This is a genomic window from Micromonospora sp. NPDC048907, assembly GCF_055586885.1.
Genome location: NZ_JBVJHI010000006.1, coordinates 491,960 through 517,562 on the forward strand (window position 1 = coordinate 491,960; position 25,603 = coordinate 517,562).

The 25,603-nt window shown below is 76.3% G+C and carries 22 protein-coding genes; 8 read left to right on the forward strand and 14 right to left on the reverse strand.

From position 1 onward, the window contains the following. Positions 1–103: 103 nt before the first annotated feature. Genes ACZ6PY_RS23735 through ACZ6PY_RS23750 form a run of 4 tightly spaced genes read left to right on the forward strand, consistent with a single transcriptional unit; the run spans position 104 to position 7,716 of the window. The gene (locus tag ACZ6PY_RS23735) at positions 104–3,289 is read left to right on the forward strand and encodes an FtsX-like permease family protein (protein ID WP_466075071.1); all 3,186 of its coding nucleotides are present in this window, start codon (positions 104–106) and stop codon (positions 3,287–3,289) included. Further along, entirely contained in the window at positions 3,286–6,009 is a 2,724-nt protein-coding gene (locus tag ACZ6PY_RS23740; RefSeq protein ID WP_466075073.1) for an FtsX-like permease family protein, read from the forward strand. Before ACZ6PY_RS23735 ends, ACZ6PY_RS23740 begins: the two co-directional genes overlap by 4 nt. A gap of 1 nt (position 6,010) precedes the next feature. Then, on the forward strand, positions 6,011–7,000 hold the full coding sequence (locus ACZ6PY_RS23745) for an ABC transporter ATP-binding protein (RefSeq protein ID WP_466075075.1): 990 nt from the start codon (positions 6,011–6,013) through the stop codon (positions 6,998–7,000). Continuing rightward, positions 7,000–7,716 (forward strand): ABC transporter ATP-binding protein, encoded by a 717-nt coding sequence (locus tag ACZ6PY_RS23750; protein ID WP_466075077.1) that lies wholly within the window; start codon positions 7,000–7,002, stop codon positions 7,714–7,716. Before ACZ6PY_RS23745 ends, ACZ6PY_RS23750 begins: the two co-directional genes overlap by 1 nt. 84 nt (positions 7,717–7,800) lie before the next feature. Here the strand turns inward: ACZ6PY_RS23750 and ACZ6PY_RS23755 are convergent, their stop codons facing one another. Together ACZ6PY_RS23755 and ACZ6PY_RS23760 are read right to left on the reverse strand one after the other, a co-directional pair. Further along, positions 7,801–8,343: a hypothetical protein gene (locus ACZ6PY_RS23755; RefSeq protein WP_466075079.1), complete on the reverse strand. Its 543-nt coding sequence runs from the start codon at positions 8,341–8,343 to the stop codon at positions 7,801–7,803. 236 nt (positions 8,344–8,579) lie between these two features. Beyond that, positions 8,580–9,032 (reverse strand): GNAT family N-acetyltransferase, encoded by a 453-nt coding sequence (locus tag ACZ6PY_RS23760; protein WP_313722345.1) that lies wholly within the window; start codon positions 9,030–9,032, stop codon positions 8,580–8,582. Positions 9,033–9,105: 73 nt separating this feature from the next. Here ACZ6PY_RS23760 and ACZ6PY_RS23765 point away from each other — a divergent pair, with 73 nt between their 5' ends. Further along, the gene (locus ACZ6PY_RS23765) at positions 9,106–9,597 is read left to right on the forward strand and encodes a potassium channel family protein (protein WP_466075082.1); all 492 of its coding nucleotides are present in this window, start codon (positions 9,106–9,108) and stop codon (positions 9,595–9,597) included. A gap of 13 nt (positions 9,598–9,610) precedes the next feature. Here ACZ6PY_RS23765 and ACZ6PY_RS23770 read toward each other — a convergent pair whose 3' ends face one another. Beyond that, the gene (locus tag ACZ6PY_RS23770; protein WP_466075084.1) at positions 9,611–10,759 is read right to left on the reverse strand and encodes an RsbRD N-terminal domain-containing protein; all 1,149 of its coding nucleotides are present in this window, start codon (positions 10,757–10,759) and stop codon (positions 9,611–9,613) included. Between the two features lie 172 nt (positions 10,760–10,931). On the opposite strand from ACZ6PY_RS23770, the gene ACZ6PY_RS23775 reads away from it, so the two are divergent. Beyond that, complete coding sequence (locus ACZ6PY_RS23775) at positions 10,932–12,209, forward strand: YncE family protein (protein WP_466075086.1); 1,278 nt, start codon at positions 10,932–10,934, stop codon at positions 12,207–12,209. A 15-nt stretch (positions 12,210–12,224) separates the two neighbouring features. On the opposite strand, the gene ACZ6PY_RS23780 is transcribed toward ACZ6PY_RS23775, so the two are convergent. Both ACZ6PY_RS23780 and ACZ6PY_RS23785 read right to left on the reverse strand, forming a co-directional pair. Beyond that, positions 12,225–13,811 (reverse strand): alpha/beta hydrolase, encoded by a 1,587-nt coding sequence (locus ACZ6PY_RS23780; RefSeq protein ID WP_466075088.1) that lies wholly within the window; start codon positions 13,809–13,811, stop codon positions 12,225–12,227. A gap of 34 nt (positions 13,812–13,845) precedes the next feature. Further along, on the reverse strand, positions 13,846–14,958 hold the full coding sequence (locus ACZ6PY_RS23785; protein WP_466075090.1) for an ATP-dependent DNA ligase: 1,113 nt from the start codon (positions 14,956–14,958) through the stop codon (positions 13,846–13,848). Positions 14,959–15,093: 135 nt separating this feature from the next. Here ACZ6PY_RS23785 and ACZ6PY_RS23790 point away from each other — a divergent pair, with 135 nt between their 5' ends. Then, positions 15,094–15,306 carry a hypothetical protein gene (locus tag ACZ6PY_RS23790; RefSeq protein ID WP_091311643.1) on the forward strand — a complete coding sequence of 71 codons (213 nt, stop codon included), beginning with the start codon at positions 15,094–15,096 and terminating at the stop codon, positions 15,304–15,306. A gap of 189 nt (positions 15,307–15,495) precedes the next feature. Here ACZ6PY_RS23790 and ACZ6PY_RS23795 read toward each other — a convergent pair whose 3' ends face one another. Further along, on the reverse strand, positions 15,496–16,008 hold the full coding sequence (locus tag ACZ6PY_RS23795) for a GNAT family N-acetyltransferase (RefSeq protein ID WP_466075092.1): 513 nt from the start codon (positions 16,006–16,008) through the stop codon (positions 15,496–15,498). Between the two features lie 93 nt (positions 16,009–16,101). Here ACZ6PY_RS23795 and ACZ6PY_RS23800 point away from each other — a divergent pair, with 93 nt between their 5' ends. Continuing rightward, entirely contained in the window at positions 16,102–16,623 is a 522-nt protein-coding gene (locus ACZ6PY_RS23800; RefSeq protein WP_466075094.1) for a DUF1990 family protein, read from the forward strand. Here ACZ6PY_RS23800 and ACZ6PY_RS23805 read toward each other — a convergent pair. From ACZ6PY_RS23805 to ACZ6PY_RS23840, 8 genes are all read right to left on the reverse strand, one after another. Beyond that, complete coding sequence (locus tag ACZ6PY_RS23805; RefSeq protein WP_466075097.1) at positions 16,617–17,531, reverse strand: DNA-3-methyladenine glycosylase family protein; 915 nt, start codon at positions 17,529–17,531, stop codon at positions 16,617–16,619. The two genes, ACZ6PY_RS23800 and ACZ6PY_RS23805, sit on opposite strands and share 7 nt — an antisense overlap. A gap of 192 nt (positions 17,532–17,723) precedes the next feature. Beyond that, positions 17,724–18,368, reverse strand: coding sequence for a hypothetical protein (locus tag ACZ6PY_RS23810; protein ID WP_262284454.1), 645 nt, complete (start codon positions 18,366–18,368; stop codon positions 17,724–17,726). A gap of 205 nt (positions 18,369–18,573) precedes the next feature. Further along, positions 18,574–19,365, reverse strand: a complete 792-nt coding sequence (locus tag ACZ6PY_RS23815; protein ID WP_466075103.1) for an anti-sigma factor family protein — start codon at positions 19,363–19,365, stop codon at positions 18,574–18,576. Beyond that, positions 19,362–20,060 (reverse strand): sigma-70 family RNA polymerase sigma factor, encoded by a 699-nt coding sequence (locus ACZ6PY_RS23820; RefSeq protein ID WP_151465193.1) that lies wholly within the window; start codon positions 20,058–20,060, stop codon positions 19,362–19,364. The genes ACZ6PY_RS23815 and ACZ6PY_RS23820 overlap by 4 nt, the downstream gene beginning before the upstream one ends. Positions 20,061–20,142: 82 nt before the next feature. Continuing rightward, entirely contained in the window at positions 20,143–21,000 is an 858-nt protein-coding gene (locus ACZ6PY_RS23825; RefSeq protein ID WP_466075107.1) for a spermidine synthase, read from the reverse strand. Further along, complete coding sequence (locus ACZ6PY_RS23830; RefSeq protein WP_466075110.1) at positions 21,000–21,956, reverse strand: hypothetical protein; 957 nt, start codon at positions 21,954–21,956, stop codon at positions 21,000–21,002. The genes ACZ6PY_RS23825 and ACZ6PY_RS23830 overlap by 1 nt, the downstream gene beginning before the upstream one ends. Positions 21,957–21,975: 19 nt before the next feature. Further along, complete coding sequence (locus ACZ6PY_RS23835) at positions 21,976–24,450, reverse strand: AAA family ATPase (RefSeq protein ID WP_466075112.1); 2,475 nt, start codon at positions 24,448–24,450, stop codon at positions 21,976–21,978. After that, on the reverse strand, positions 24,450–25,598 hold the full coding sequence (locus ACZ6PY_RS23840) for an exonuclease SbcCD subunit D (RefSeq protein ID WP_466075114.1): 1,149 nt from the start codon (positions 25,596–25,598) through the stop codon (positions 24,450–24,452). Before ACZ6PY_RS23840 ends, ACZ6PY_RS23835 begins: the two co-directional genes overlap by 1 nt. Positions 25,599–25,603 lie beyond the last annotated feature (5 nt).

The following is a 25,603-nucleotide window of genomic DNA, read 5'->3' on the forward strand; positions in this document are numbered from 1 at the left end:
GTCCCGTGCCGCGGATAACGATCACGTAACGCGCGCGAACCTTTCCCGCCCCCCGACGGGTCTACCTGGTCGTCGGCCCGCCGGGGCCAGGGGAGGACGTCGGATGAAGCTGGTGTGGAGGCGGGCGGTCGAGGCTCGTGGACTGCTGCTCGCCGCCGCTGTCGCGGCTCTGGTCGCGGTCGCGTTGGTCACCGGGCTCTCCGACTACAACCGCCGGGCGGTCGACGCCGGCGCCCGGGCGGTGCTGGACGCCGCCCCGGCCGACGAGCGCAGCCTGCTGGTCAGCGGCTCCGGCGGCCGGGACGCCGCCGCGTACGCCGACCGGGACCGGGCGGTCCGCGCCCAGTTCGCCGACGGCCTCGGTGGCGTACCGGTCTCGGTGGCCGCGGCGCGCTACGGCACCGGCCGGGAGCTGACCGGCGACCTCGGGCCGGCCCGCACCGACGACGACCCGATGTTCGCCAACCTCGCCACGCTGGCCGACCTGCCGGCGCACGCCGAGCTGACCGGCGGGTCGTGGCCGGCGCCCGGCGCGTCGCCGTTGCAGGTCACCCTCCCCGAGAAGATCGCCGGCCAGCTCGGCCTGCGGGTCGGTGAGCGGGTGCCGCTCTACGACCGCAGCGCCGAGCGGGCCGGGGCCGTGGTGCTGGCCGGCACCTGGCGGCCCCGCGATCCGGGCGACGCGTACTGGCGTCTCGCCCCGGGCGTGGGCGACAGCCAGGGCGACGCGGCGAGCGAATCGTACGGGCCGTTCGCGCTGGACCCGGCCGACTTCGCGCGCACCTTTCCGGGTTCGACCTCGGGCGCCTGGCTGGTCGCACCCGACCTCGCCACGGTCGAGCCGAGCCGGCTGACCGGGGTGACGGCAGCCCTCGCCACCGTCGTCGAGGAGATCCCCGAGGCCACCGGTCTCGGCTCCTCCACACAGACCGTGAGCCACCTGGACCGGCTGGTCGACCGGCTCGGCCGGGCGGACCTGGTGGGCCGGTCCGCCCTGCTCACCCCGCTGCTGCTGATCGTGGTGCTCGGCGGGTACGCGCTGGTGCTCGTCGCCGCGCTGCTCAACGAGGACCGCCGCGGGCAGACCGCGCTGCTGCGCGCCCGGGGCGCCGCCCGCGGCCAGCTCGCCGGACTCGCCGTCCGCGAGGCGACCCTGGTGGTGGCCCCGGCCGTGCTACTCGCCCCGGCGCTGACCGGGCAGGCCGTGCACCGGCTCGGCGGGGACCTGCGGCTGGCCGACGGCGGGGCGGCCCGGATCTGGCTGGTCGCCGTGGCCGCCGCGATCGGCTGCCTGCTCGCCATGGTGCTGCCGGCGCTGCGCCGGGCCGGCACCTACGTCGCGGACATGGCGGCCCGGTCCCGTCCCACCCGGGGCGCGGCCGTGCAGCGGGCCAGCGTCGACGTGGCCCTGGTCGCGTTGGCCGTGCTCGCCTGGACCCAGTTGCGGCAGTACTCCTCGCCGCTGGCCGGGGCCGGCGGGCGGCTCGGCATCGACCCGCTGCTCGCCGCCGCGCCCATCATCGGCGTGCTGGCCGGCGCGGTGATCGCGCTGCGGCTGCTGCCCCCGGCCACCCGGATCGCCGAACGCTTCGTCGACCGGCGGCCGTGGACGGCCACCATGTTCGGCATGTGGCAGGCCGGCCGCCGGCCGCACGCCGGCCCGGTGCTGCTGCTCGCCCTCGCCGTCGGCGGCAGCACGCTGGCCTGGTCGCTGGTCGCCTCCTGGGAACGGTCGCAGAGTGACCAGGCGCGGCACACCGTCGGCGCGGACCTGCGGCTCGTCGAGCGCAACGGCGCCGCGCCCACCGACCGGGCCGGCCGGTTGGCCGCCACGGCCGGGCTGGACCGGGTGCTGCCGGCCTGGCGGGACGATGTCCGGCTCGGCCGCGACGACCGGCCGGCCAGCGTGGTGAGCCTCGACGCCGCCGCCGCGGCCGGGATGCTCACCCTCGACGACGCGGCCGGCGGGGCGTCCACCGCCGCGCTGCTGGACCGGCTGGTCAAGGGGCGGGCCACGCCCGCCGGGGCGGTCCTGCCGGCCGGCGCGCACACCCTCGCCGGCACCGTCCGCGCCCCGGTCGACACCCCGTTCGCGAACCCGCAACTGACCGTGTCCGCGCTGCTCACCACCGATGCCGGCGCCGCCTGGCGGGTGCCGCTCGGCATCGCCGAGGGCGACGGTCGCCCGGTGCGTTTCGCGGTGCCACTGCCGGAAACCGGTGGCGCACCGCTGCGGCTGGCCGGGTTCGAGGCCGACGGCGGGGAGGCGGTCGGCTTCACCTACCGCCTGAAGATCGACGGGCTCCGGCTCACCGACGCCGCCGGTGCGGCGCTGCCGCTGCCGCTCGACGGGGACTGGCGGGTCACCGACACCGCGCAGGGACCGCACGACCCGGCCCGGGTCGCCCCGACCACCGTCGACGCCACCCACAAGATCGACCTGCCGGACGGAGCCCTGGAGTTCGCCCGCCAGCCGTCCTCCCGGTTCGCCGTGGTGCCCGCCGCGACCGACCCGCCGGTGCCCGCCCTGGTCACCCCCGGCGTCGCCGCGGCGCTGAACATCCGCGCCGGCGACACCGTGCCCCTGCAGCTGTCCGGGGTGTCGCTGCCGGTGAAGGTGGTCGGCCAGGTGACCGCCGTGCCCGGCACCACAGGCGACGGCGTGCTGCTCGACCTGCCCGCCGCCACCAACCTGCTGCTCCGCCAGCAGGGCACGGTCCGGCCGGTGGCCGAGTGGTGGCTGCGCACCGACGCCGGCGGGCACGCCGCCGCGGCGGAGCAGCTGGCCGGGTTCCCCGGCACGACGCTGCTCGACCGGCGGCAGGTCGCCGCGGAGGCGGCCCGGGACCCGTACTGGCGGGGCGCCCGCACCGGGCTGCTCGCCGCCGCGCTCGGGTCCGTGCTGCTCGCCCTGGTCGGCCTGGCCGTCGACGTCTGGGCCACCACCCGGCACCGGCTCGCCGAGTTCGCCGTGCTGCACACCCTCGGCGCCAACGCCCGGCTCCTGGCCCGCGCGCTCCTCGCCGAACAGGCCTTCCTGGCCGGCATCGGCGTCGGCGTCGGGCTGCTCGTCGGGGCCGGTGTCGCGGCCACCATGGTGCCGTTGGTGATCCTCACCCCGGCCGCCGGCCGGCCGGTGCCCGAGGCGGTGTTCATCGTGCCGTGGTCGCCCGTCGGGCTGACCGCCGTCGGGCTGCTGCTGGCCGCGCTGGCCTTCGCCGCCCTCATCACCACCGGCATCCGCCGCCGGGTGGCCGCCGCACAGCTCCGGATCGGGGGAGAACGATGAGTCCGTCAGGTGCGCCGCGGCGGGTCCGGGCGTACGGGGGGCACTTCCTGCTGCTCGCCGTCCTGACCCTGGTCACCGCACTGTTGATCACCGCCCTGCCCCGGGTCGTCGAGCGGCTCACCGGGCAGGGGCTGCGGGAGCACGTGGCCGCCCAGCCGGTGGCCCGGCGCGACCTGACGTACAGCACCGAGCAGACGATCCTGCCCCGGACCGCCTCCCGGATCGCCGCCACCCGCGCCGCCGACCTGGACGCCGTCGAGGCGCGGATGCCCACGGCCGTGCGGGAGGTCATCGGCGAGCGGTGGTACGCCGCGGAGACCGGGTTCACCCGGCTGACCGGGCCGACCCTGAGCGCCGACAAGGGCCTGATCGACGTCAGCCTGCGCACCGTGACCGGCCTGCCCGAGGCGGCCACCCTGGTCGACGGGCGCTGGCCGGCCGGTGGCGCCGGCGCCACCGTCGAGATGGCCCTCGCCGACACCGTGGCCCGGCCGCTCGGGATCCGTGCCGGCAGCACGTTCGCCCTGTCCGTCCTCGACGAACGCGGCAAGCCGGTGCGCAGCATCAGGGTGGCCCTGGTCGGCGTGTTCCGGCCCACCGCCCCGCACGGCGGGATCTGGGACGCGCTGCCGTCGATGCTGCGGCTCGCCGCGCCCACCGGCGACGGGAAGCCGTTCCTGTCCGTCGCGTACACCTCCGAGGCCGGCTTCGACGCGGCCGCCACCTCCGGCTGGCCGGTCAGCTTCAGCTGGCGCTACCGGGTGGCCCCCGACCGGTTCGACCCGGGGCAGCTCTCCGCCGCCGTGGCCGGGCTCGCCGCGATGGAGCGGACCCGGCCCGCCGGGCTCACCCTGACCCAGGGCGTCGACATCCCGCTGCGCCGCTTCGCCGAGTCGCTCGCCGCCGCCCGTACGCTGCTCGCCGTCATCGTGGCCGGGTTGCTCGCCACCCTGGCCGGCCTGGTCCTGCTCGCCGCCCGCCTCACGGCCCGCCGCCGCCAGAACGAGTACGTGCTGCTGCGCGCCCGGGGCGGCGCGACGAGCGCGGTGCTGGGTCGCGGCCTCGCCGAGTCGCTGCTGGTGCTGCCCCTCGCCGGCGGCGTGGGCTGGCTGCTCGGCGGGCTGGTCCCCGGTGGCGGCGCCGAGCTGCGCTGGGTGCTGCTCGCCACGCTGCTGGCCACCCTGGTCCCGCCGCTCGCCGCGCTCACCGCCGGCCGCGGCGGTGGCGGCCGGAGCGACCTGGTCGGCGCCCGGTCCCCGGCCGTGCGGCTCACCGTCGAGGCGACCGTGCTGGCGGTCGCCGCGCTCGGCGCGTTCCTGGTGCGCCGGCGGGGCCTCACCCTCGACGGGACGGTGGACCCGCTGCTCGTCTCGGTGCCGGTGCTGCTGGCCGTCGCCGCCGCGCTGGTCGCGCTGCGCGCCTACCCGTGGCCGCTGCGGCTGCTCAGCCGGGCCGCCGCCCGGGCCCGGGGGAGCGTCGCGTTCCTCGGCACGGCCCGCGCCGGCCGGGCCGCCACCACCGGCCCGCTGGTCGTGGTGGTGCTGTCCGTGGCGACCGCCGCGTTCTGCGGGGTGGTCGCCACCGGCATCGAGAACGGCCGGGACCGCGCCGCCGCGGCCGCCGTGCCCGGGGACGTCCGGGTGGACGGCGACCGGTTCGCCCCTGACACCACCGACGCGCTCGCCGCGCTGCCCGGCGTCCGCGCGGTCACCCCGCTGCTGGTGGAGGCCGGCCAGCGCCCGTACGCCGACCAGGCCGGCCGGTTCGCCGGCGTGGGGGACACCCGGGTGCTGCTGGTCGACGGCGCCCGGTTCGCCGAGGTGGCCCGCCGCGCGGGTGTCCCGGTGACCGTCCCCGACCCGCTGCGGGCCACCGGCGACGGCACCACGCCGCTGCCGGCGCTGGTCTCCCCGGCGCTCGCCGACGAGTTCACCGACGCCGGGCTGGCCGACCCGGCCGGCCGGCGCCCCGCCTGGCTGGACGTGCAGGGCAACCGGTTCCCCGTGCGCACCGCCGCGACCGTCGACGAGTTCGCGCTGGTCGACCGGAGCGTGACCCGGTTCGTGGTGCTGCCCTGGCCGACGCTGCCCGCGGACGCCCTGCACCCGCTCGCGCCCACCGGCTTCCTGCTGGCCGGCGACCGTGTCGACCCGGCCGCGGTGGCCCGGGCGGCCGTCGAGGGGCAGGAGCGGTACCAGCGCACCGGCGTGGTGACCGGCGGGGAGCGACCCACCCAGCCCACCGTCACCACCCGGTCGGCGGTCCGCGCCGAGCTGGGCGGCAGCGGGGTGAACGGCCTGCTGGTCTTCGGCTTCACCATCGGCGCGGCCGGCGGCGCCGTGCTGGGCCTGCTCGCGCTGGCCTTCGCCGTGCTGGCCGGGGCGCGCGGCCGCGGGCAGGTGCTGTCCCGGCTGCGCACCATGGGCCTGTCCCGCCGGCAGTGGCGCGGCCTGCTGCTGGTGGAGCTGACCCCGCTCGTGCTGGTCTCCGTGCTCACCGGCGCGGTGGTCGGCGCCCTGCTGCCGGTGCTGCTCACCCCCGTGCTCGGCCTGCCCGCCTTCACCGGCGGGATGGCCGTGCCGGCACGTTTCGAACCCGGCCTGGTGGCCGGGGTGCTGGGCCTCGCCGTGGTGGCCCTCGCCTTCGCCGTCGCCGTCGAGACCCTGAACAACCGTCGGATGCGCCTCGGCGAGGTGCTCCGGCTCGGAGAGGAGAGCTGAGATGACCGCGATCGCCGAGGCGTCGGCCGTACCGGACCTGGCCGCCCTTCAGCAGCGCGCCGCGGAGCGCGCCGCCGAACGGGCCGGCGGCCGGGACCGGCTGCGCGGGCACATCGTCTGCGACGGGCTGGTCCGCATCTTCAAGACCGAGGGGGTGGAGGTCGTCGCCCTCCAGGGCCTCGACCTGGTCATCGACCGGGGTGAGCTGGTGGCGATCGTCGGCGCGTCCGGGTCCGGCAAGTCCACCCTGCTGAACATCCTCTCCGGGCTGGACACGCCGACCGCCGGCATCGCCCGGGTCGCCGAGTACGACCTGCTCGCCCTGTCGAACCGGCGCCGGCTCGCCTACCGCCGCCAGATGGTCGGCTTCGTCTGGCAGCAGACCGGGCGGAACCTGCTGCCGTACCTGACCGCGCTGGAGAACGTCGAGCTGCCGATGAAGCTGGCCGGTGGCCGTTCCCGGCGGGCCCGGCGGGAACGGGCCCGCCAGCTGCTCGACATGGTCGGGGTCGGCTACTGCGCGGACCGCCGGCCGGGCCAGCTGAGCGGCGGCGAGCAGCAGCGCTGCGCGGTGGCCGTGGCGGTCGCCAACGACCCGGAGGTCCTCTTCGCCGACGAGCCGACCGGCGAGCTGGACGAGGCCACCGGCGCCGAGGTCTTCGCCGCGCTGCGCACCATCAACGCCGAACTGGGCGTCACCATCGTGGTGGTCACCCACGACCAGGCCGTGGCCGGTCAGGTCCGCCGCACGGTCGCCATCCGCGACGGCCGCACCTCCTCCGAGGTACGCCGCACCGCCCGGGTCGCCGCCGACGGCAGCACCGAGCTGGTCAGCGAGGAGTACGCGGTGCTCGACCGGACCGGCCGCATGCAGCTGCCGGCGTCCTTCGTGGACAGCCTGTCCCTGCGCGACCGGGTCCGGCTCAACCTGGAACCCGACCACGTCCAGGTGCGGCCGGGCGACCGGGCGCACGACGAGGAGAGTGAGTGATGACCGAGCAGCTGACCGTGGCGCCGGCCCGCGTCGCCGTCGACGAGGTGGTCCGGGTGGAGGGGGTGAGCCGCACCTTCGGCAGGGGCGAGCACGCCGTCCACGCCGTACGGGACGTCTCCTTCGTGGCGGGCCGGGGGGAGCTGGTCGCGGTCCGGGGCCGCTCCGGCGCCGGCAAGACCACCCTGCTGAACCTGGTCGGCGGGCTGGACCGGCCGGACAGCGGGCGGGTGCGGGTGGCCGGGCACGAGGTCACGACCGCGAGCGAGCGGGAGCTGCTGGCGCTGCGCCGGGGCACCGTCGGGTTCATCTTCCAGACCTTCGGCCTGGTGCCGATCCTGTCGGCGGCGGAGAACGTCGGGGTGCCGCTGCGGCTGGCCAAGCTGCCGGCCGCCGAGCGGGAGCAGCGGGTGGCCGTGCTGCTGGAGCTGGTCGGCCTGGGCGGGCACGCCGCGCAGCGCCCGTACGAGATGTCCGGTGGCCAGCAGCAGCGGGTGGCGGTGGCCCGGGCGCTGGCCAACGAGCCGGACCTGCTCATCGCCGACGAGCCGACCGGCCAGCTCGACTCGGAGACCGGCCGGTCCATCATGGACCTGCTCCGGGCCGTGGTCCACGCCCGCGGCATGACCGCCCTGGTCGCCACCCACGACCCGGCCCTGATCGACATGGCCGACCGCACCCTGACCCTCCGCGACGGCCGCCTGGTAACCGACTGACCCACCCCCACCCCCACGCCCCCGACCTGGTGATCATGAAGTTGTTGTCGCGACACGCCGCACCGGCTGGCGACAACTTCATGATCACCGCGGGGGGTGGCGGTGGTGGTAGGACCACGTGAGGGCCAGGAGGAGGGGGCCCCAGAGGAGGAGGGGGGCGTAGCAGGTCACCAGGAGGGTGAAGCCGGGTGGGGTGAAGCCGAGGTCGTTGCCGTGCACGCCCCAGGCGGCGTAGCCCCAGATCAGCGTGAGCGCGGTGGCGCCGGTGGTGGCGGTTGTGACCGCGAACCGCGGTGGCACCCGCCGGCCGCCGACCAGCGGCAGCCACCCCGGGAACACCTCACCCCACGGGCGGACCAGGCCGAGCGCGAGCAGCGCCAGCCCCTCGGAGACCAGGCTCAGCGAGACGATGTAGACGCTCTCGCCGGGGCCGGGATCGACCGGGGCGCCGTGCGCCGACGCGCCGATCGGCAGGCCGGCGACCAGGGCGATCCGCCACAGCCCGGACGGCAGCACGAGCAGCGGGATCAGGTGGGCGACGCGGACCGTCCAGGCCGGCGCGGGCCGGCCGGCGCGGAGGTGGGCGGTGCGGAGGTGGGCGGTGCCGGACGCGGTGTCGTTGATCATGGGGCCTCCCCGGAGCTGGAACTGGATCCAGCCTGCCGACGGGTCCGGCACGCGGCCTCCCCGCGACCGGGGAATCCGCTCCCCCGGCCGGGGGAGCAGCCGGTCAGCCGGCGGCGCCCGGGGGAGGGGCGGTCAGCCGGCGGCGCCTGGGGAGGGGCGGTCAGCCGGCGGCGCCTGGGGAGGGGCGGTCAGCCGGCGGCGCCTGGGGGAGGGCGGTCAACCGGCGGCGGCCGGGATCACAGGGCCAGCTTCATGCCCTCGTGGCTGGCCACGAAGCCAAGGTTGCGGTAGAAGCGGTGCGCGTCGGCGCGGCTCTTGTCGGTGGTGAGCTGCACCAGCGCGCAGCCCCGCTCCCGGGCCCGGTCGATCGCCCACACCATCATCTCCCGGCCCAGCCCCCGGCCGCGCAGGTCGGAGCGGACCCGGACCGACTCGATGAGGGACCGCTCGGCGCCGTGCCGGCCCAGCCCCGGGATGTAGGTGATCTGCATGCAGCCGACCAGTTCGCCGCCGGTCTCCGCGACGACCAGGTGGTTGCGCGGGTCGGCGTCGATGGCGGCGAACGCCCGCTCGTACGCCTCGTCCACCTCGGTGAAGTCACGGGCCTTGCCGAGCACGTCGTCGGCGAGCAGGGCGATGACGGCGGGCAGGTCGGCCCGGACGGCCTCCCGGAAGATCACGTCGGTCATGCGGGGAAGCCTCGCACAGTCACCCCCGACGATGCGGTCGCGCCGGTTGCCGGCACCGGGCAGCATGTGCGCCATGGACGCCCTGCTGTTGCCGTTCCGCTGGATCTACCGGGGTCTGGTCTGGTTCGCCAACTCGCCGCGCACGTTGATCACCTCGTACCTGCTCATGATCGTGGTGGCCGGCGTGCTGTACAGCCAGGCCGAGCACAAGAACGCGGCGGACTCGATCTGGTGGGCCGTGGTGACCGCGTCCACGGTCGGCTACGGCGACATCTCTCCGACCTCGTTCGCCGGGCGGTTCCTCGCCGCGCTGCTCATCTCCACCATGGTGCTGCTGGTCATCCCGCTGATCACCGCACACTTCGCCAGCCGGCTGATCGTGGACGACGACGCCTTCGAGCACGCCGAGCAGGAAGAGCTGAAGGCGGACGTGCGGCGTCTGCGGGCGCTGGTGGAGGAGATGGCCGCCCGGCAGGGCATCGAGGTGCCCGAGCTGGGGCGTCCCGAGCCGGCCAGCCCGACCCCGCCGTGGGAACGGCGGCGCCGGCGCCGCCGGACCCGGTGACCACGGCCGGCCGTCAGGGCCGGTCGAGCCAGGTACGCAGGGCCCACCACCAGCGGACGGTCTCCGGCACCGGGCACCGCGCGCCCTCCTCGACCGGCGGCCCGCCGGTGAGTTCGCGCAGCCGGCGCAGCCGGTAGCGGACGGTGTTCGGGTGGACGTGCAGGGCGGCGGCGGTCTGGTCCAGCCGCTGGCCGTGGTCCAGCCAGGCCAGCGCGGTCGTGGCCAGCTCCCGGTGGAACTCGTCGGCCGGGTCGAGGCCGCCCAGCAGCGCGGTCCGGAGCAGCTCGGCGAGGGCCGGCTGGGCGGCCAGCGCGGTCGGGACGGCGAGGTCCGTCACCAGGTGCAGACCGTGCAGCCGCCGGTGCGCCGCCGCGCGGAGGGCGGCCAGGCAGAGCGCGTACATGGCCGGGGCCCGGTCCAGCGGCCGGACCGGGGCGGCCACCACCAGCAGGTCGACCGGGCCGGCGGCCGGCAGCCGGGGCGTCAGGCCGGCCAGCCGGTCCTCGACCGTGCCGAGCACCCCGCCGTACCCGGCGAACTGCCGGTGCAGCGCATGCGCCCGGACCGGGTCGGGCGGCTCGGCGACGAGGCAGTGGTAGCGCCCGTCCGGGCGTAGCCCGAACCGGGCCAGCTCGGCCGGCGGCACGCCCGCCGGCCCGCCCAGCAGCAGCCGGCGCAGCAGCCGGGCGCGGGCCGGCGCGCCGGTGAGGGCCAGCTCCCGCTCGGCCGCGCGGTGACCGTCGACCACGGCGCGTTCCACGGCCGCGGCGTACCGGCCGATGGTGAGCAGCCCCTCCAGCAGCACCTCGTCGGGGATCCCGGCCGCCCGCCCGTGCCGGACCACCAGCTCCACGGCCCGGTCCCGACCGGCCTGCACGCCGCACAGCAGCCCGGCCACGGAGACGCCCTGCGCGGCCCGGTCGGCGCCCAGCCGGCGCGCCTCGGTGAAGTCGCGTTCACCCGGGTCCTCCCGCCGCTCCAGCGCGCCGAGCCCGCTGGTGAGCAGGAGGACGACCTGGCGGTGGACCTCCGCCGGCGGGAGCCGGGCCACCTCGGGGGAGTGCGCGCGGGCGGCCCCGACGACCTCCCCGACGGCGACCGGGTCGGCGGCCAGGTCGCGCAGCAGCGCCCCGAAGGAGGGTGCGCTCCCGGTCCGGGTCATCGGCTTCCGCCGCCTCCCGTTGTCGTCGCCGCACAACCGGGCCGGCCGGGCGTTGGCGTCCGGTCCCTATCCGGTGCGGCCGGCGGGTTGCTCTCCTGATTGTTACCGCAAGGTAACACCGCCCGGCGCAGAGAGAAACGTTGATGTCGTAACCGGCCACCAGGAGGCGTCCATGACTCCCGCCCCGACCCGCCCGCCCCGCCCCCGCGGCCGCCGCGCCGCCCTCGCCGCGCTGGCCGCCCTCGCCCTGGCCGTGCCAGGTCCGGTGGCGGCGGCCCCCCGCCCCGCAGCGGCCGCCGCAGGCCTGCAGGAGGTGATGTTCGTCGGCAACAACTGGGAGGGCACGGCCGACGTCATCCGGTCCCGCGGCGACTACGCGCGGCTCGGCCGGATCAACGTGGTCCCGGACCGGGCCGAGCGGCTGCGCGAGATCTACCTGAACCCGATCCGGCTGGCGTTCTTCCTCGGCATCCGGCAGGGCCCGGGGGAGGGCCACGACCAGCTCGTCGACGACATGTACACCACGCCGGACGGCACCGCCCTGGTGGTGTCCCGGCCCAGCTTCGCCGACGTGGTCTCCGTCGACCTGGCCACCGGCCAGATCCGCTGGCGCTTCGCGGTCTCCGGCTACCGCGCCGACCACATGGCCGTGTCACCGGACGGCAGCCGGGTGGCCGTCTCGGCCTCCACCGGCAACACCGTGCACGTGCTCGACATCCGCACCGGCCAGCAGCTCGGCTCGTTCCCCACCGGGGACAAGCCGCACGAGAACATCTTCACCGACGGCGGCCGGCTGCTCTGGAACATGTCCATCGGCGAGGTGAACACCGACCTGGACGCCCCCTGGCTGGACTGGACCAAGGGCGACCGGCGGATCACCGTCGCCGACACCACCACCTTCGGGGTGGTGAAGGTGATCGACATGCGGTCGCGGCTGGACGCCGCCGGTCGCCGCGACCTGTCCGACGCGGTCCGCCCGGCGGTCTTCACCCCGGACGGGAGCCGGCTCTACTTCCAGGTCTCGTTCTTCAACGGCCTGGTCGAGTACGACGTCGCCACCGACCGCGTCACCCGGGTCGCCGCCCTGCCGAAGAACCCCGCCACCAGCGAGGACCGCACCACCTGGGTGAACGACTCGCGGCACCACGGCCTGTCGGTCAGCCCGGACGGCGCCCGGCTCTGCGTCGCCGGCACCATGGACGACTACACCACCGTCGTCGACCGGGCCACCCTGCGCGAGGGGACGCTGGTGCCGGCCAGCAAGCCGTACTGGGCCACGGTCAGCGGGGACGGCCGGGACTGCGTCATCTCCGAGTCCGGGGCCGACCGGGTCACCGCGATCAGCTTCGCCACCGGGCAGAAGGTGGCAAGCGTGCCGGTCGGCGACCACCCGCAGCGGGTCCGCATCGGGCACCTGCCCGTCGACTGGACGCCCCCGGCGGCCGGCTGACCGGCCCGCACACCGTCACCGGGCGGGGCAGCGCAGCCCCTCCCGGGGGACGGTGAGCGAGACCAGGTAGGCGTCGACGGCCTTCGTCACGCAGGCGGTCTGCGGGTAGGCCGTGTGCCCCTCGCCCTCCCAGGTGAGCACCCGGCCGACGCCCAGCATCGAGGCCAGCTCGGCGGTCTGCTCGTAGGGCGTGGCCGGGTCGCCGGTGGTGCCGACCACCAGGATCGGCGGGGCGCCGGCCGCCTTCCCGGTCGGGTACGGGTCCCGCCCGCCGGGCCACTCCACGCAGCCGAGCATCCCGACCGCCAGCGCCGGACCGAACAGCGGGTACTTCTCCCGCCACTGCGACTGCACCGACCGGATCCGCTCCCGGGTCGGCTTCTCGGTCTCGTCGGCGCAGTTCACCGCCATGTTCGCGTCGAACATGTTGGAGTAGTGCCCGTCGTCCTCGCGGCCCGCGTACGCGTCGGCCAGCTTGAACACGCCGCTCGGGTCGCCGCCCTGCAACGCGTCGACCGACCGGGCCAGCTCCTGCCAGCCCTGCTCCGTGTAGAGGGAGGAGATGATCGCGTAGAACACCCAGCCGGCGGTGGCCTCCCGCCCGTCCCGGCCGCGCACCGGCGAGACCCTGGCCTTGTCGATGGCCGTGGTCACGGCGGCCCGCGCGTCGGGCGCGATCGGGCAGCGGCCGGCGTTCGCCGCGCACCAGCGGGCGAAGTTGTCGAACGCGCGCTCGAAGCCCTTCGCCTGGCTCTCCGAGCCGGCCATGAGCTGCTGCCGCGGGTCCACCGCCCCGTCGAGCACCAGCGCCCGCACCCGCTGCGGGTAGAGCTGGGCGTAGGTCGCGCCGAGCAGCGTGCCGTAGGAGTAACCGAGGTAGGTCAGCTTGTCGTCGCCGACGGCCGCGCGTACCGCGTCCATGTCCCGCGCGGCCTGCTCGGTGCCGTAGAGCGGGAGCTGGGCGCCGTACTTCGCGCCGCACCGCTGGCCGATCCGGCGGTTGAGGTCGACGAAGCCGTCGAAGGACGCCTGGCTCTCCGGGTCGGGGTCGTAGCCGAAGCTGGCGTCCAGGTCGGCGTCGGAGATGCACTTGACCGGGCTGGAGCGGGCCACCCCGCGCGGGTCGAAGCCGACGATGTCGAACCGGTCGGTCACCTCGGCCGGCAGCCCCCCGAAGCCCGGCCCGTAGGACAGGTAGACCGCCGTGTCCACGCCGGACGCGCCGGGCCCGCCCGGATTCACCACCAGCGACCCGATCCGGTCGCGCTGCTTGTTCGACCGGATGCGGATCAGCGCGATCTCGAAGGTCTCCCCGGCGCCCGGCCCGGCGGTCGCGCCGGTCGTCGCCCCGGTGCCCCAGTCGCGGGGTACGGCGATCCGGGCGCAGTCGTAACGCATGCCCGTCGCGCCCCGCCCGACCAGCTCGTCCGGCACCTCCGGGCACGGTCGCCAGGTCGGCGCGGTGCCCGGCGCGGCCGCCTCGCCCTGGCTCTCGGCCCGCGGGGCGAACGCCGGCAGCGTGCAGCCGGCCGTGAGCACCAGCGCCGCGAGGAGCCCGGCCAGGGTGGGCCGGCGGCGGATCCGGTCGGAGAAGCGGGTCACGTGGGAGCCCTCCATGATCGTGTGGACCGCCAGGCTACGCCCGGCCCGTCGCCTCGTCGGCGGTCGCCGCCGGGTCGCCCCGGAGCACCTGGTCGACGTCGTAGCGGATCGGGCGCTCCAGCTGCTCGTAGGTGCAGGAGCGGGGATCCCGGTCGGGACGCCAGCGGACGAACTGGGCGGTGTGCCGCAGCCGGTCGCCCTCCATGGCGTCGTAGCCCACCTCGACCACCAGCTCCGGGCGCAGCGGCTCCCACTCCAGGTTCTTGCCGCCGGTCCACCGGCTCACCCCGCCCGGGATGCGCTGCCCCCGCTCGTGGTCGCCGTGCACCCACGGATGGTCGCCGCCGACCTCCCGGTAGGGCTCCAGCTCGTCCAGCAGCTCCTTGCGGCGGGCCGCGGTGAACGAGGAGCTGACCCCGATGTGGTGCAGCACCCCGGCGTCGTCGTAGAGGCCGAGCAGCAGCGAGCCGACCACCGGGCCGGACTTGTGCCAGCGGAACCCGGCCACCACGGCGTCGGCGGTGCGCGCGTGCTTGACCTTGAACATCAGCCGCTTGCCCGGCTCGTAGGGCAGGTCGGCCGGCTTGACGATGAGCCCGTCCAGCCCCGCCCCCTCGAACACGTCGAACCAGCGCCGGGCCGTCTCCGGGTCGGTGGTCACCTGGGTGACGTGCACCGGCGGGCGGACCTTGGCCAGCGCCTTCTCCAGGCGGCCGCGGCGCTTCGGGTAGGGCCGGTCGGTCAGCAGCTCGTCGTCGAGGGCGAGCAGGTCGAAGGCGACGAAGTCGGCAGGGGTGGTCTCGGCGAGCAGCTTCACCCGGGAGGCGGCCGGGTGGATCCGCTGGGCGAGCAGCTCGAAGTCGAGCCGCGGCTGGCCGCCGGGGCCGTCCCGGCGGATCACGATCAGCTCGCCGTCGACCGCGCACCGCTCCGGGAGCTGGCGGCGCGCCTGCTCAACCACCTCGGGGAAGTAGCGGGTCATCGTCTTGCCGCCGCGGCTGGCCAGCTCGACCTCGTCGCCGTCGCGGAAGATGATGCAGCGGAAGCCGTCCCACTTGGGTTCGTAGGTCAGGCCGGGATCGGTGGGCAGTTGGGGCACGCTCTTCGCCAGCATCGGCTCGACCGGCGGATTGATCGGCAGGTCCACGGCGACCAGTCAATCAGACCCCACCGACGGGGGTGAGCCGGATCACCGGCGCCGCCGGGCGGCGTGTCCCGTCCCGGGCCTGTTCGTCACCCGCGCCCGGATGGTGAAACCGCAGGTCAGCGCTACGGTCGCGGCGTGCCGGAGTGGAGCTGCGGATGCTGCGGTCGCTGGCGGGTCAGCGTGGAACTGATCCGGGGGCGCTACCGCTACCGGCTCGTGCACCGCTATCCGGCCGAGCACGGCGGCGGCGCGAACGTGGTCGGCGAGGTGGCCTCCGTGGCCGAGCTGGAGCTGCTGCTGCGCCGGTACGCCCCGGTCGGCCTGGCCGACCTCCGTGAGGCGGCCTGACCGGGATCACCCGCGGTCGACCCCCGGCGTAGCCCTCACCCTGACCACGGCAGGGAGGGGAGCGGCATGCGCGTCGTCGAGTCCGTCGAGATCGCCGCCGACGTCGACCGGGTCTGCCGCTGGCCGGGCTCGTCGGGCTGCTCGCCGGCCGGACCATCCGCCGTTACCTGCGGCAGGAGGCCGACGGGCTCAGGCGCCGCTGCGAGCGGGACTGACCCCGCCGGGCGCGCCCGCGACGACCTTCTCCAGCACCGCCAGGCGGTTGCCGTTCTCGTCCGGCCGGTGCGTCACGACCCGGTAGCCGCGCCGCGCGTACAGGCCCAGGTTCTCGGCGCTCTCCGCGCCGGTGAACAGGGCGAACCGGGCCACCCGGCCGGCGCAGGCGGCCTCCACCGCGGTCAGCAGCCGGCCCCCGATCCCTCGCCCCTGCTGGTCCGGGGCCACCGAGAGCCGGCCGACGTGGGCGGTGTCGCCGTCGACGCGGGCGCGTACCGAGCCGACGAGGCGGGGCCCGAGGCGGGCGGCCAGCACCACTGTCGGCCCGGCCAGGGCGGCGCGGACCTCGTCCAGGGTCTCGGTCAGCGGCGGCAGGAACACGTCCCGGTAGCGCTGCGCCTCCACCAGGTACGCGGCGCGCTGCACGGTGAGGATCTCGCCGGCGTCCGCGACACCGGCCGGGGCGACGGTCAGCTGTTCGGTCACCCGACAAGCCCACCACAGCCCGCCGGACCGACGCCGGGCGGGCCACCCCGTCCGGCCGTACGCTGGCGGGGTTTCCGCGAGGAGGAGGCCGACGTGCCCGAGCTGACGTACCCCGAGGTGGGCGCGACCCGCGACGGGCGCCTGCCGGCCGGCTACGACCACCTGCGCCACCGGGTCCGGCTGCCCGACGGCGGCTTCCCGACCGCGGCGGACGCGGTGCTCGGCTGGCGGCTGCACCGGGCCGCCGGCGTCGTCATGCGCACCGACGCGCCGCGCGCCGCCGCCGGTGTGCGGGTCACCCCGGGGCTGGGCGTCGGCCCGCTGCGGGTCTGGGGCCCGACCGAGGTGGTCTGGACGGTCGACGAGCCGGACCGGGCCGGGTTCGGCTACGGCACCCTGCCCGGGCACCCGGAGATCGGTGAGGAGGCGTTCCTGGTCACCCGGAGCGCCGGCGGGGTCTGGTTCGAGGTGACCGCGTTCAGCCGGCCGGCCCGCTGGTACGTGCGCGCCGCCGGGCCGCTCACCCGGGCCGTGCAGCGGGCGTACGCGTGGTGGCTCGGCCGGACCCTGCGCCGGCTCTGCGCCGGCGGTCAGGCGACCGCCCGGGGTCAGTAGCCGGCGAAGGAGCGGATCGGGGCGCGCGGCCCGTACTTCGGCGCCTGGATGCCGGCGGCCTCCAGCAGCACGCAGACCCGGCCGCGGTGGCCCCGGAACGGCTCCAGCAGGGCCAGCATCCGGGCGTCGTCGCCGCGCGGCTCGCTGGCCAGCGCCCAGGCCACCGTGTTCGGGACGTGGTAGTCGCCGACGCTGACCGCGTCCGGGTCCCCGTACGCGATCCGGACCACCTCGGCGGCGGTCCACGGCCCGACGCCGGCGATCGCGGTGAGCCGGCGGGTGGCCTCGGCGGCGTCGGCGCAGCGTTCCAGCCGGTCCGCGACGGCGGCCGCGCGCCGCAGCGTGTCGGCCCGCCGCTGCTCCACCCCGAACGGGTGGAAGACCCAGTACGGTGTCGCCGCCACCGCGGCCGCCTCGGGCGGCAGCAGCAGCGGCTGCAGCGGCCCCGGCGCCGGCTCCCGGAAGTGCCGCACGGTCGCGGAGTACGCCCGGTACGCCTCCTTGCCGGTCACCTTCTGCTCGAAAACGGCGCGCAGCAGCCGGGGGAAGACCTGGCCGGTGGTGGGCATCCGCAGCCCGTGGTGCTCGCGGGCCAGCCGGGCGACCAGCGGGTGCGCGCCGGCCAGCGCGGCGAACCCGGTCAGGTCGTCGCGGAGCCCGGCCACCGCGTCGGCCCGCTCGACCACCCAGTCCGCCCCCGGGCCGTAGCCCTCGGCGACCAGGTCGCCCGCCTCGGGGCGCAGCGCGAGGGTGGCCGGTCCGGCCGGGGTGCGGGTGGCCCACCAGAAGCTGCCGGCGGCGATCCGGGCGCACGGGTCGTAGGGGCTGAACGTGAGCGCGCGGACCGAGGCGGCCAGCCGGTAGCCGGCCGGGGGGCGCAGCGTCCGGCGGGCGGCGGGGGAGGTCACCCCGCCACTCTGCCATGACCGGCGCGGAACACGGCGGCCGCCGGGGCGCTTCTGTGCGGGGTGCGGCGCCGGCCCGCATCGGGCCGGCGCCGCGTCGGGACGCGGGGCTGCCGGATAGCCGTCGTCCCGGAACCACGACGGTGGCCGGCCGCGCCCTCCCCGGCTGCGACCGGCCACCGTGTCCGGGGTCCGTCAGTACGAGTAGCCCGAGTCGCCGCCCGAGTCGCCCGACGCGGGCGGGGCGACCGCCTTCGGGGTGCCGGAGGGCAGGCAGGTGAGGTTCTTCTTGCCGTTCGGGTCGACGACGAACCAGGTGCCGCCGACGCCCTGGCCCTTCCACTGACCGGGCTTCTTGTCCCCGATGTAGCGGTAGACCGGCCAGCCCCCGATGGTGATCTGCCGGGTACCGTCCTGCCGGGTGACCGTGCCGACCTTGTCGTCGGAGACGCCCTGGAGCTGCGGGTTGCCGTCGGTCAGCGCGGGCGGCCAGACCTGGGCGCACTTGTCCACGCAGTTGGACTGCGGCGGATCGGCCGAGTCCTTGTCGAACCGGTACAGCACCCAGCCGTCCTGGTCGGTGACGACCTTGCCCATCCGGGGCAGCTTCTTGCCGACCAGTTCGTCGGTGAGTTGCACGTCGGACGGGGGAGCCTTGTCGGCGGGCGCGTCCGGGGACGCGGACGCTTCCGGTTCGGCCGACGCGGTGGGTTCGGCCGCGGCGACGGCGACCGGCTCGGCCGCGCTCGAGTTCGCCCCGTCGTAGCCCGCGGGGGCGCAGGCCGTTAGTGCGACCATCGCGCTCGCGACGATGACGGTCGTCCGCTTCAGGTGTGCCACGTGCCCTCCTCGTTCTTGGCAGTTCGCCGAGTAGTACGGGCGGTGCGCTGTCAAGGTTGAAGAGAAAAGGGTGGTCCATTTCACAGTGGACCCGTTGAACCGATCCGGCCGGCGGCGCGTGGGGGAGCACGTCGGGTCCGTCGTGCCCGGGCACGACGGAACGGCGCCGGGCGGTGTCGCTGCCCGGCGCCGGCGGTCCGGCGGGTCAGAGGTCGCTCACCGTCACCAGCGGGCTGGCGATGCCGTTGACGTCGACCGACTGCACCTGGATCTTCTCGATGTCCTTGAGCGGGGCCGAGGTGGACGCGCTCAGCTCCAGCGGGAGCTGGTTGGTGTTCGTGCCGTAGCCACCGCCCGGCACCGACCAGGTCGAGACCACCTCGCTGGTGGCGTTCTTCCGGACCACGACCAGCCGGCAGGTGCGCGGCCCGGGCAGGCGGGTGAGCTGGAGGTCGATCTGCGTCCCGTACTCCTTCGACGCCAGCCACATGGTGGTCTTCACGCCGGTGCCCGGGTCGACCGCGTTGTGCTGGTCGCCCTCCTGGGGAGTGCCGTTGCCGACGCCAGGATCGTTGGGGTCGGCAGGCTCGCTGCTCGGTGGCGCGGTGATCGGCGCGGTCAGCGTCGGCTCCGCCTGCGGGATCCGCTTCCCCTCGTCGCCGTCGAACACCCCGGCGGCGGCGACGCCGCTCAGGCCGCCGAACACCACCACGGCCGCCGCGGCGGCCAGCATCTGCCGCATCCGGGTGCGCCGCCGGTCCCGGCGGACCGCCATGAGGGTGCGGTCCAGCAGCGCCGGGTCGGTGTGCGTCTGCTCCAGCGCGGCCATCGCCTCGCCGTCGATGCCGGACAGCATCCCCACCACCGGGACCATCGTCTCCAGCTCCGCCGCGCACGCCCAGCAGGTGGCCAGGTGCTCCTCGAACCGCTCCGCGTCCTGCGGGTCCAGCACGCCGAGCGCGTACGCGGCGACGTCCATGTGGTCCGCGCGGCTCATTCCGTCACCCCCCTCTCCTGCAGGGCCGTGCGCAGCGCGCGCAGCGCGTAGTAGACCCGCGACTTCGCGGTGCCGAGCGGAAGGCCCAGCTCCTCGGCCGCCTCGGGCACGGTACGCCCCCGGAAGTACGTCGCCACCAGGATCTCCCGGTGCGACTGGCTCAGCGTACGCAGCGCGTCCGCCACGGTCATCGTGCGCAGCACCCGGTCGGTGCTGTCCGCCTCGGCGAACGCGGTCAGGTCCCGGTCGTACGTCTCCGCGGGGCGGGCCTGTTCGCTGCGGTGCTCGTCGATGGCGATGCGCCGGGCCACCGTGACGAGCCACGGGCGCAGCGAGCCCTGACCATGGGTGCCCAGCCGGTGCGCGTTGCGCCAGGCCCGCAGCAGCGTCTCCTGCACGATGTCCTCGGCGCGCTGCCGGTCACCGCCGGTCAGCCGCATCACGAACATCAGCAGGGGCCCGGCGTGCTCGGCGTAGAGCAGGCGGATCAGCTGGTCGGAGTGGCTCGCCTCGGTGGACGTGGCCTGGTGGCGTCCGGGCGCCGGTCGCGGCGTCACCGGGTCATTCTGGCGATCCGAGGGGCAGGCGTCGACCCCCCGGCCCGACCTCGACGCGCGCGACCGGGGCTGTGCCCGGGCGAACATCCACTCGGGCCTCGCCACCTCGCCGTGCCAGCCGGCCGCCACCGCGTGCATGCAAGACCTCCGGTGTCCGATGACTCAGCCGGCCCCCCACGGGCATGGCCGCCCGGTGATACGGACCGGCCCGCCGAGCGGATCAACGCCGGACGGAAAAAATTCCGGGCGGGGGCGGTGTGGAGTCGGTGGCGTCGGCGTCGTGGACCACCGGGGCGCCCCCGGCGAAGCGGTCCAGCTCGGCGCCGGACAGCACCCGGCCGGGGAACCAGTCGCCGGCGGCCCGCCGGGTCAGCTCCGGCACCGGCGGCTCCACCCGGGACGCGACGAGCACGAGGTTGCCGTAGCGCCGGCCGCGCAGCACCGCCGCGTCGCCGACCAGGCAGGCGCGGGGCAGCACGGTGCGCACCGTGGCGACCTGCCCGCGGGCGTGCCGCAGCGGCGGGCCGTCGGCGATGTTCGCCAGGTAGGAGCCGTCGGGCCGGAGCACCCGGGCCACCTCCGCGGCGTACTCGGCCGAGGTCAGGTGGGCGGGGGTCCGGGCGCCGGCGAAGACGTCCGCGACCACCACGTCGTAGCTGCCGTCCCGGCTGGACGCGAGGGTGGCCCGGGCGTCGGCGACCCGGACCCGCAGCCGGGGGTCGGCCGGCCAGGGCAGCTCCCGCCGCACCAACTCCACCAGCGCGCCGTCCACCTCGGACACCCGCTGCGTGGAGCCGGGACGGGTGGCCTGGACGTAGCGGGGCAGGGTAAGGGCGCCACCGCCCAGGTGCAGCACCCGCAGCGGCGCGCCGGCCGGCGCGACCAGGTCGATGGCGGCGGCCAGCCGCCGGACGTACTCGAACTCCAGGTGGGTGGGGTCGGCGAGGTCCACATGGGACTGCGGGGCGCCGTCGAGCAGCAGCGTCCAGGAACCCGGCCGGTCCGCGTCCGGCACCAGCTCGGCCTGCCCGGTGTCGACCTGCGTGACCGCCCGGTCCGCGCCGCGTCGCCGGCCCATCAGCGCCGGATCCCCCGGGCCGCCGCGGTGAGCACCCGGTGCAGCAGGCGGGCGTCGCCGAGCATCCCGCGCAGTCGCCGTTCCAGGCCGGCGATGGGGATGAGGTTCTGCGGGGCGCGCGGATCCTTGTACGGGGTGGAGGCGAACCGGGGCAGCGTGACCAGGGACAGGTCGGCCAGCCCGATGGCCTCGGTCTCGGTCAGCTCGGCGGAGCACTCGACCCGCACGATGCCGGCCCACGGGGCGCCGCCGGCCACCGGCAGCCGCAGATACCACGAGTAGCCGCCCCACGCGGTGCCCAGCCGGAACACCGGGCAGCGCTGTCCCGGCGCCAGCCCGGTGACCACGGCGGTGAGCCGCCCGTCCAGGTACTGGCTGTGCTGCGTCTTGATGTAGCCGAGGGTGCGGGGCAGGTTCCGCCGGCTGCGCAGCGGCCCGTCCACCACCAGCAGGTCGCCGTCGGCCCGCACGGCGTCGGAGACCGCCACCTCCAGGGCGGTGAGCGGGCCCTGCACGGCGGCGGGGAGCTTGCTCAGCTCGCCCGTGCCGCTCACCCGGTGCACCGGGTAGCGGATCGCGCCGGCCACCACGTCCTGGGCCGACGGGCTGGCCGTGAACAGGCCCCGGTCCACCCGCGAACCGGCCAGCTCCGCCGCGCCCCGCTCCAGGTCGCAGCGGACCACCCCCGCCGCGTAGGAGGCGGCGATGCCCGGGAACGAGCCGCCGTCGTCCTCCGCCGTCCAGACGCTGGCGTCGATCCGGCGTACCCCGTCGACCAGCAGCACCACGTCCGGGGCGGCGACGTCGCGCCGGACGTCGACGGCCCGCCAGTCGGTGGCGGGCAGCTCGACGTCGGCGTCGACCTGGGCGCTGCTCGGCGCCGCCGGCCCGCCCCCACCCGCCTCGAACGACGTGCCGTAGGCCGGGTCCCACGCGTCGACGAAGAACCTCGTCACCGGGCCGTCCTTCCCGCGCTCACAGGCCGGTGCGTTCGACGCGGGCCGTGCGGGCGTCCTTGCGGACCTCGAAGCGGACCGGGATCCGCTCGGCGAGCGCCGGCACGTGGGTGACCACGCCGACCATCCGGTCGCCCCGGGCGGCCAGGTTCTCCAGGGTGGCCGCCACCGTGTCGAGGGTGGCCGCGTCCAGCGTGCCGAAGCCCTCGTCGAGGACGATCGACTCCAGGCTGGCCGCGCTCGTGGACATGCCGGCGAGCTGCTCGGAGAGCGCCAGCGCCAGCGCCAGCGACGCCTGGAACGTCTCCCCGCCGGAGAGCGTGCGCACCCCGCGCCGCAGCCCGGCGTCGTGGTGGTCGACCACGAAGAACTCGCCCTTGTCGTGCACCAGGTCGTACTGGCCGCCGGAGAGCTCGCGCAGGATCCGCGAGGCGCCGTCGACCAGCAGGTCCAGCGCCTCGGCCAGCAGCCAGCGCTCGAAGTTGTTGGCCCGCAGGTGCCCGGCCAGGGCGCGGGCCACCCGGGCCTCCCGCTCGTGGCCGGCCCGCTGCTCGCGCAGCTCGGCGGCCTGCTCGCGGCGCTCCTCCAGCCGGCGCAGCTCCGCCTCGGCCCGCTCCACCGCCACCGCGGCGTCGCGCTGCGCGTCCCGCGGGGCGGGCAGCCCGGCCGCGTCGAAGAGGCCGCCGATCCGCTCCGCGACCTCGCCCGCCGCCGCCTCGGCGGCGTCGACGGCAGCGGCCAGCCCGTCCCGCGCGGCGCGCCGCCGCCCGGCCTGCTCGCCGGCCCACTCGGCGAGGACCGACCAGGCGGCGGCCACGTCGTCGCGGTCCGCCGCCGGCGGCCCGAACCGGGCCAGCCCGTCGCGGACCGTGTCGAAGTCGCGCCAGGCCCGGCGCAGCCGCTCCTGCGCCCCGTCGAGCGAGCTGCGGGCCCGCCGTGCGGCGTCGCGGCCGGCGCGGACCGCACCCGCCGCCTCCTCCAGCGCCCGGCGCAGCCGGGCGTGCTCGGCCAGGGCGCCGCGCAGCGCCTCCGGGGTGGCGGCCCCGGCGAGCTGGCCGTCCAGCTCGGCCAGCCGGGCACCCAGCTGCTCGTGCTCGGCGCGGGCGCGCAGCAGCACCCGGTCCAGCTCCCGGGCGGCCGCGTCGCGCTCCTGCACCACGCGCTTGGCGGCCTCGCTGGCCGCCCGGGCCGCCTTGCCGGCCGCGAGCGCCCGGGTCACCGCCGACCCCTTCGGCACGGCCGGCACCCGGGGGACCGGCTGCTCGCAGACCGGGCAGGGCGCGCCGTCGACCAGGTGCGCCCGCAACGCCACCGCCTGGTCGACGGCCTTCGCCTCCTCGTGCGCCCGGAACGCCGCCTCCAGCTGCGCCTCGGCCCGCTCGGCCTCGGCCCGGGCCGCGGCGAGCGCCCCGGCCGCCGCGTCGTGCTCGGCCTGCGCCGCGTCCACCGCCGCGCGGACCGTCGCCGTCTCGCCGGTCAGCCGCTCCCGGTCGGCGTGGGCCTTCAACTGGAGACGCAGCGCGCTCTCGTCGCCGGCCGCGGTCAGCTCGCCGCGCAGCTTCTCCTCGCGCTCCTCGGCCAGCCCGACGGCGGCGGCCGCCTCGTCGGCGGCCGTCCGCGCCGCGGACACCGCCCGGGCCAGCTCGGCGATGCCGTCCGGCGGCCGGACCCCGCCCAGCACGGTCAGCTCGGCGTCGAGCGCCGCGAGCGCCGCCGCCTGCTCGCGCGCCGTCGCCCGCACCCGCTCCAGCTCCGGTACGGCCGCCGCGACCGCCCCGGCCAGCTCCCGCATCCGCTCGACCCGCTCCCGGGCGGCGGCGAGGCTGTCGTCGTCGACGTCGGCGAGCCCGCCGAGCACCTTGTCGACCGCCTCCAGCTTCGCCTCGGCCTGCCCGGCGCGCTCGGTGGCCTTCTTCTGCACCTCCTCGTAGATGCCGAGCCCCAGGAGGTTGACGAGGATCTGCTGCCGGGTGGCCGGCTTGGCGTGCAGGAAGTCCGCGAACTGCCCCTGCGGCAGCACCACGCAGCTGGTGAACTGCTCGTACGGCAGCCCGACCGCGTCCAGCACCGCCTGCTCCATCTCGGCCGGGGTGCCGGCCACCACCTCGCCGAGATCCTCCGGGCTGAGCCCGGTGTCGAGCTTGGTGACGTCGAACCCGGGCGGCATGAGCTGGAGCCCGGCGTTGGCCGTCTTCACGGTGCCCCGCCCGTCCCGGCGGACCACCCGGGTGGCCACGTACCGGTCGCCGGCGGACTCGAAGACCAGCCGCACCCGCGCCTCGGTGGCGGAGGGTGCGAGGGCGTTGGCCAGGCCGCGCGTGCCACCCCAGCGGGGGACCGTGCCGTAGAGGGCGAAGCAGATCGCGTCGAGCACCGTCGACTTGCCCGAGCCGGTCGGACCGACCAGCGCGAAGAAGTCCGCGTCGGTGAAGTCGACGGTGGTCTCCTCGCGGAAGACGGTGAAGCCCGCCATGTCCAGCCGCATCGGCCGCATCAGTGGTCCACCTCCTCGAGCAGCTCGTCGAAGAGGTGCCGGACATCCTCGTCGGCGTGGCCCCGGCTGCCCAGGTAGTCGGCGAACAGCTCGCGCGGCGAGCGCCCGGCCCGCTGGGCGGTGCGGGTGCCGCTGCCCGGTGCCGGCACCAGCTCCGGGTCGATCCGGATCTCCAGCGCCCGGGGGAGCAGCTCCTGCACCTCCTCCCGCAGCCCGGCGCGGGGCTGCTCGCGGACGTAGACCCGCAGCCAGCCGTCGGGCGCGTCGATCTCGGCGAGCTGGGCCAGGGTGCCGCGGACCGTGCGCAGCGGGACGGCGCCGGGCACCGGCACCTCCCGGATCTGCGCGGCGGTCGTCGCGGTCACCTCGACGATCGTCACCGACCCGACGTTCTCCTGCTCGCCGAAGTCGACGGCGAGCGGGCTGCCGCTGTAGCGGACCGGGCAGGGGCCGATCACCCGCTGCGAGCGGTGCAGGTGGCCCAGCGCCACGTAGTGCGCGTTGCCCGGGAACACGGTCGCCGGCACCGCGTAGCCGAGCACGGTGTGCGCGTCCCGCTCGCCGCCGCCGGTGCTCGCACCGACCACGGTGAGGTGGGCGGTGACCAGGTGCACCCGGTCCGGCTCGGTGAACCCCTCGGCCAGGCGGGCGAGCACCCGCCCGAGGTGGTCGGCGTAGGTCTGGTTGGCCTCGGCGGGGGTCAGGTCGTACATCTCCACGGCGCGCACCGCGTAGCGCTGGGAGAGGAAGGGCAGCGCGGCGACCTGCCAGCGCTCGCCGTCGCGGGTGGTGCCGTCGATGACGTGCTCGGCCGGGTTTTCCCGGACGCTGCCCCGCAGGGTGATCCCGGCGGCCTCGGCCCAGGGGCGCAGCGCGTCGAGCGCCGCGCCGTTGTCGTGGTTGCCGCCGATCGCCACCACGTCCGCCCCGGTGCGGCGCAGCGCGGTCAGCGCCCGGGTGACCAGCCGGGTCGCCTCCGGGGTGGGCGCCGCCGTGTCGTAGAGGTCGCCGGCCACGATCACCAGGTCGGGCCGCTCGACCCGGGCGATCTCGATCACCTGGGCGAGCACCTGCTTGTGCTCCTCGGCCCGGGACTGCCCCTTGAGGACCTTGCCGACGTGCCAGTCGGAGGTGTGCAGGATCTTCATGCTCA

Excerpts from the sequence above, each read along its gene's own strand:
- ACZ6PY_RS23735 (WP_466075071.1), top strand. The coding sequence starts at position 104 with ATGAAGCTGGTGTGGAGGCGGGCGGTCGAGGCTCGTGGACTGCTGCTC.
- ACZ6PY_RS23740 (WP_466075073.1), top strand. The coding sequence starts at position 3,286 with ATGAGTCCGTCAGGTGCGCCGCGGCGGGTCCGGGCGTACGGGGGGCAC.
- ACZ6PY_RS23745 (WP_466075075.1), top strand. The coding sequence starts at position 6,011 with ATGACCGCGATCGCCGAGGCGTCGGCCGTACCGGACCTGGCCGCCCTT.
- ACZ6PY_RS23750 (WP_466075077.1), top strand. The coding sequence starts at position 7,000 with ATGACCGAGCAGCTGACCGTGGCGCCGGCCCGCGTCGCCGTCGACGAG.
- ACZ6PY_RS23755 (WP_466075079.1), bottom strand. The coding sequence starts at position 8,343 with ATGATCAACGACACCGCGTCCGGCACCGCCCACCTCCGCACCGCCCAC.
- ACZ6PY_RS23760 (WP_313722345.1), bottom strand. The coding sequence starts at position 9,032 with ATGACCGACGTGATCTTCCGGGAGGCCGTCCGGGCCGACCTGCCCGCC.
- ACZ6PY_RS23765 (WP_466075082.1), top strand. The coding sequence starts at position 9,106 with ATGGACGCCCTGCTGTTGCCGTTCCGCTGGATCTACCGGGGTCTGGTC.
- ACZ6PY_RS23770 (WP_466075084.1), bottom strand. The coding sequence starts at position 10,759 with ATGACCCGGACCGGGAGCGCACCCTCCTTCGGGGCGCTGCTGCGCGAC.
- ACZ6PY_RS23775 (WP_466075086.1), top strand. The coding sequence starts at position 10,932 with ATGACTCCCGCCCCGACCCGCCCGCCCCGCCCCCGCGGCCGCCGCGCC.
- ACZ6PY_RS23815 (WP_466075103.1), bottom strand. The coding sequence starts at position 19,365 with ATGAGCCGCGCGGACCACATGGACGTCGCCGCGTACGCGCTCGGCGTG.
- ACZ6PY_RS23820 (WP_151465193.1), bottom strand. The coding sequence starts at position 20,060 with ATGCACGCGGTGGCGGCCGGCTGGCACGGCGAGGTGGCGAGGCCCGAG.
- ACZ6PY_RS23825 (WP_466075107.1), bottom strand. The coding sequence starts at position 21,000 with ATGGGCCGGCGACGCGGCGCGGACCGGGCGGTCACGCAGGTCGACACC.
- ACZ6PY_RS23835 (WP_466075112.1), bottom strand. The coding sequence starts at position 24,450 with ATGCGGCCGATGCGGCTGGACATGGCGGGCTTCACCGTCTTCCGCGAG.
- ACZ6PY_RS23840 (WP_466075114.1), bottom strand. The coding sequence starts at position 25,598 with ATGAAGATCCTGCACACCTCCGACTGGCACGTCGGCAAGGTCCTCAAG.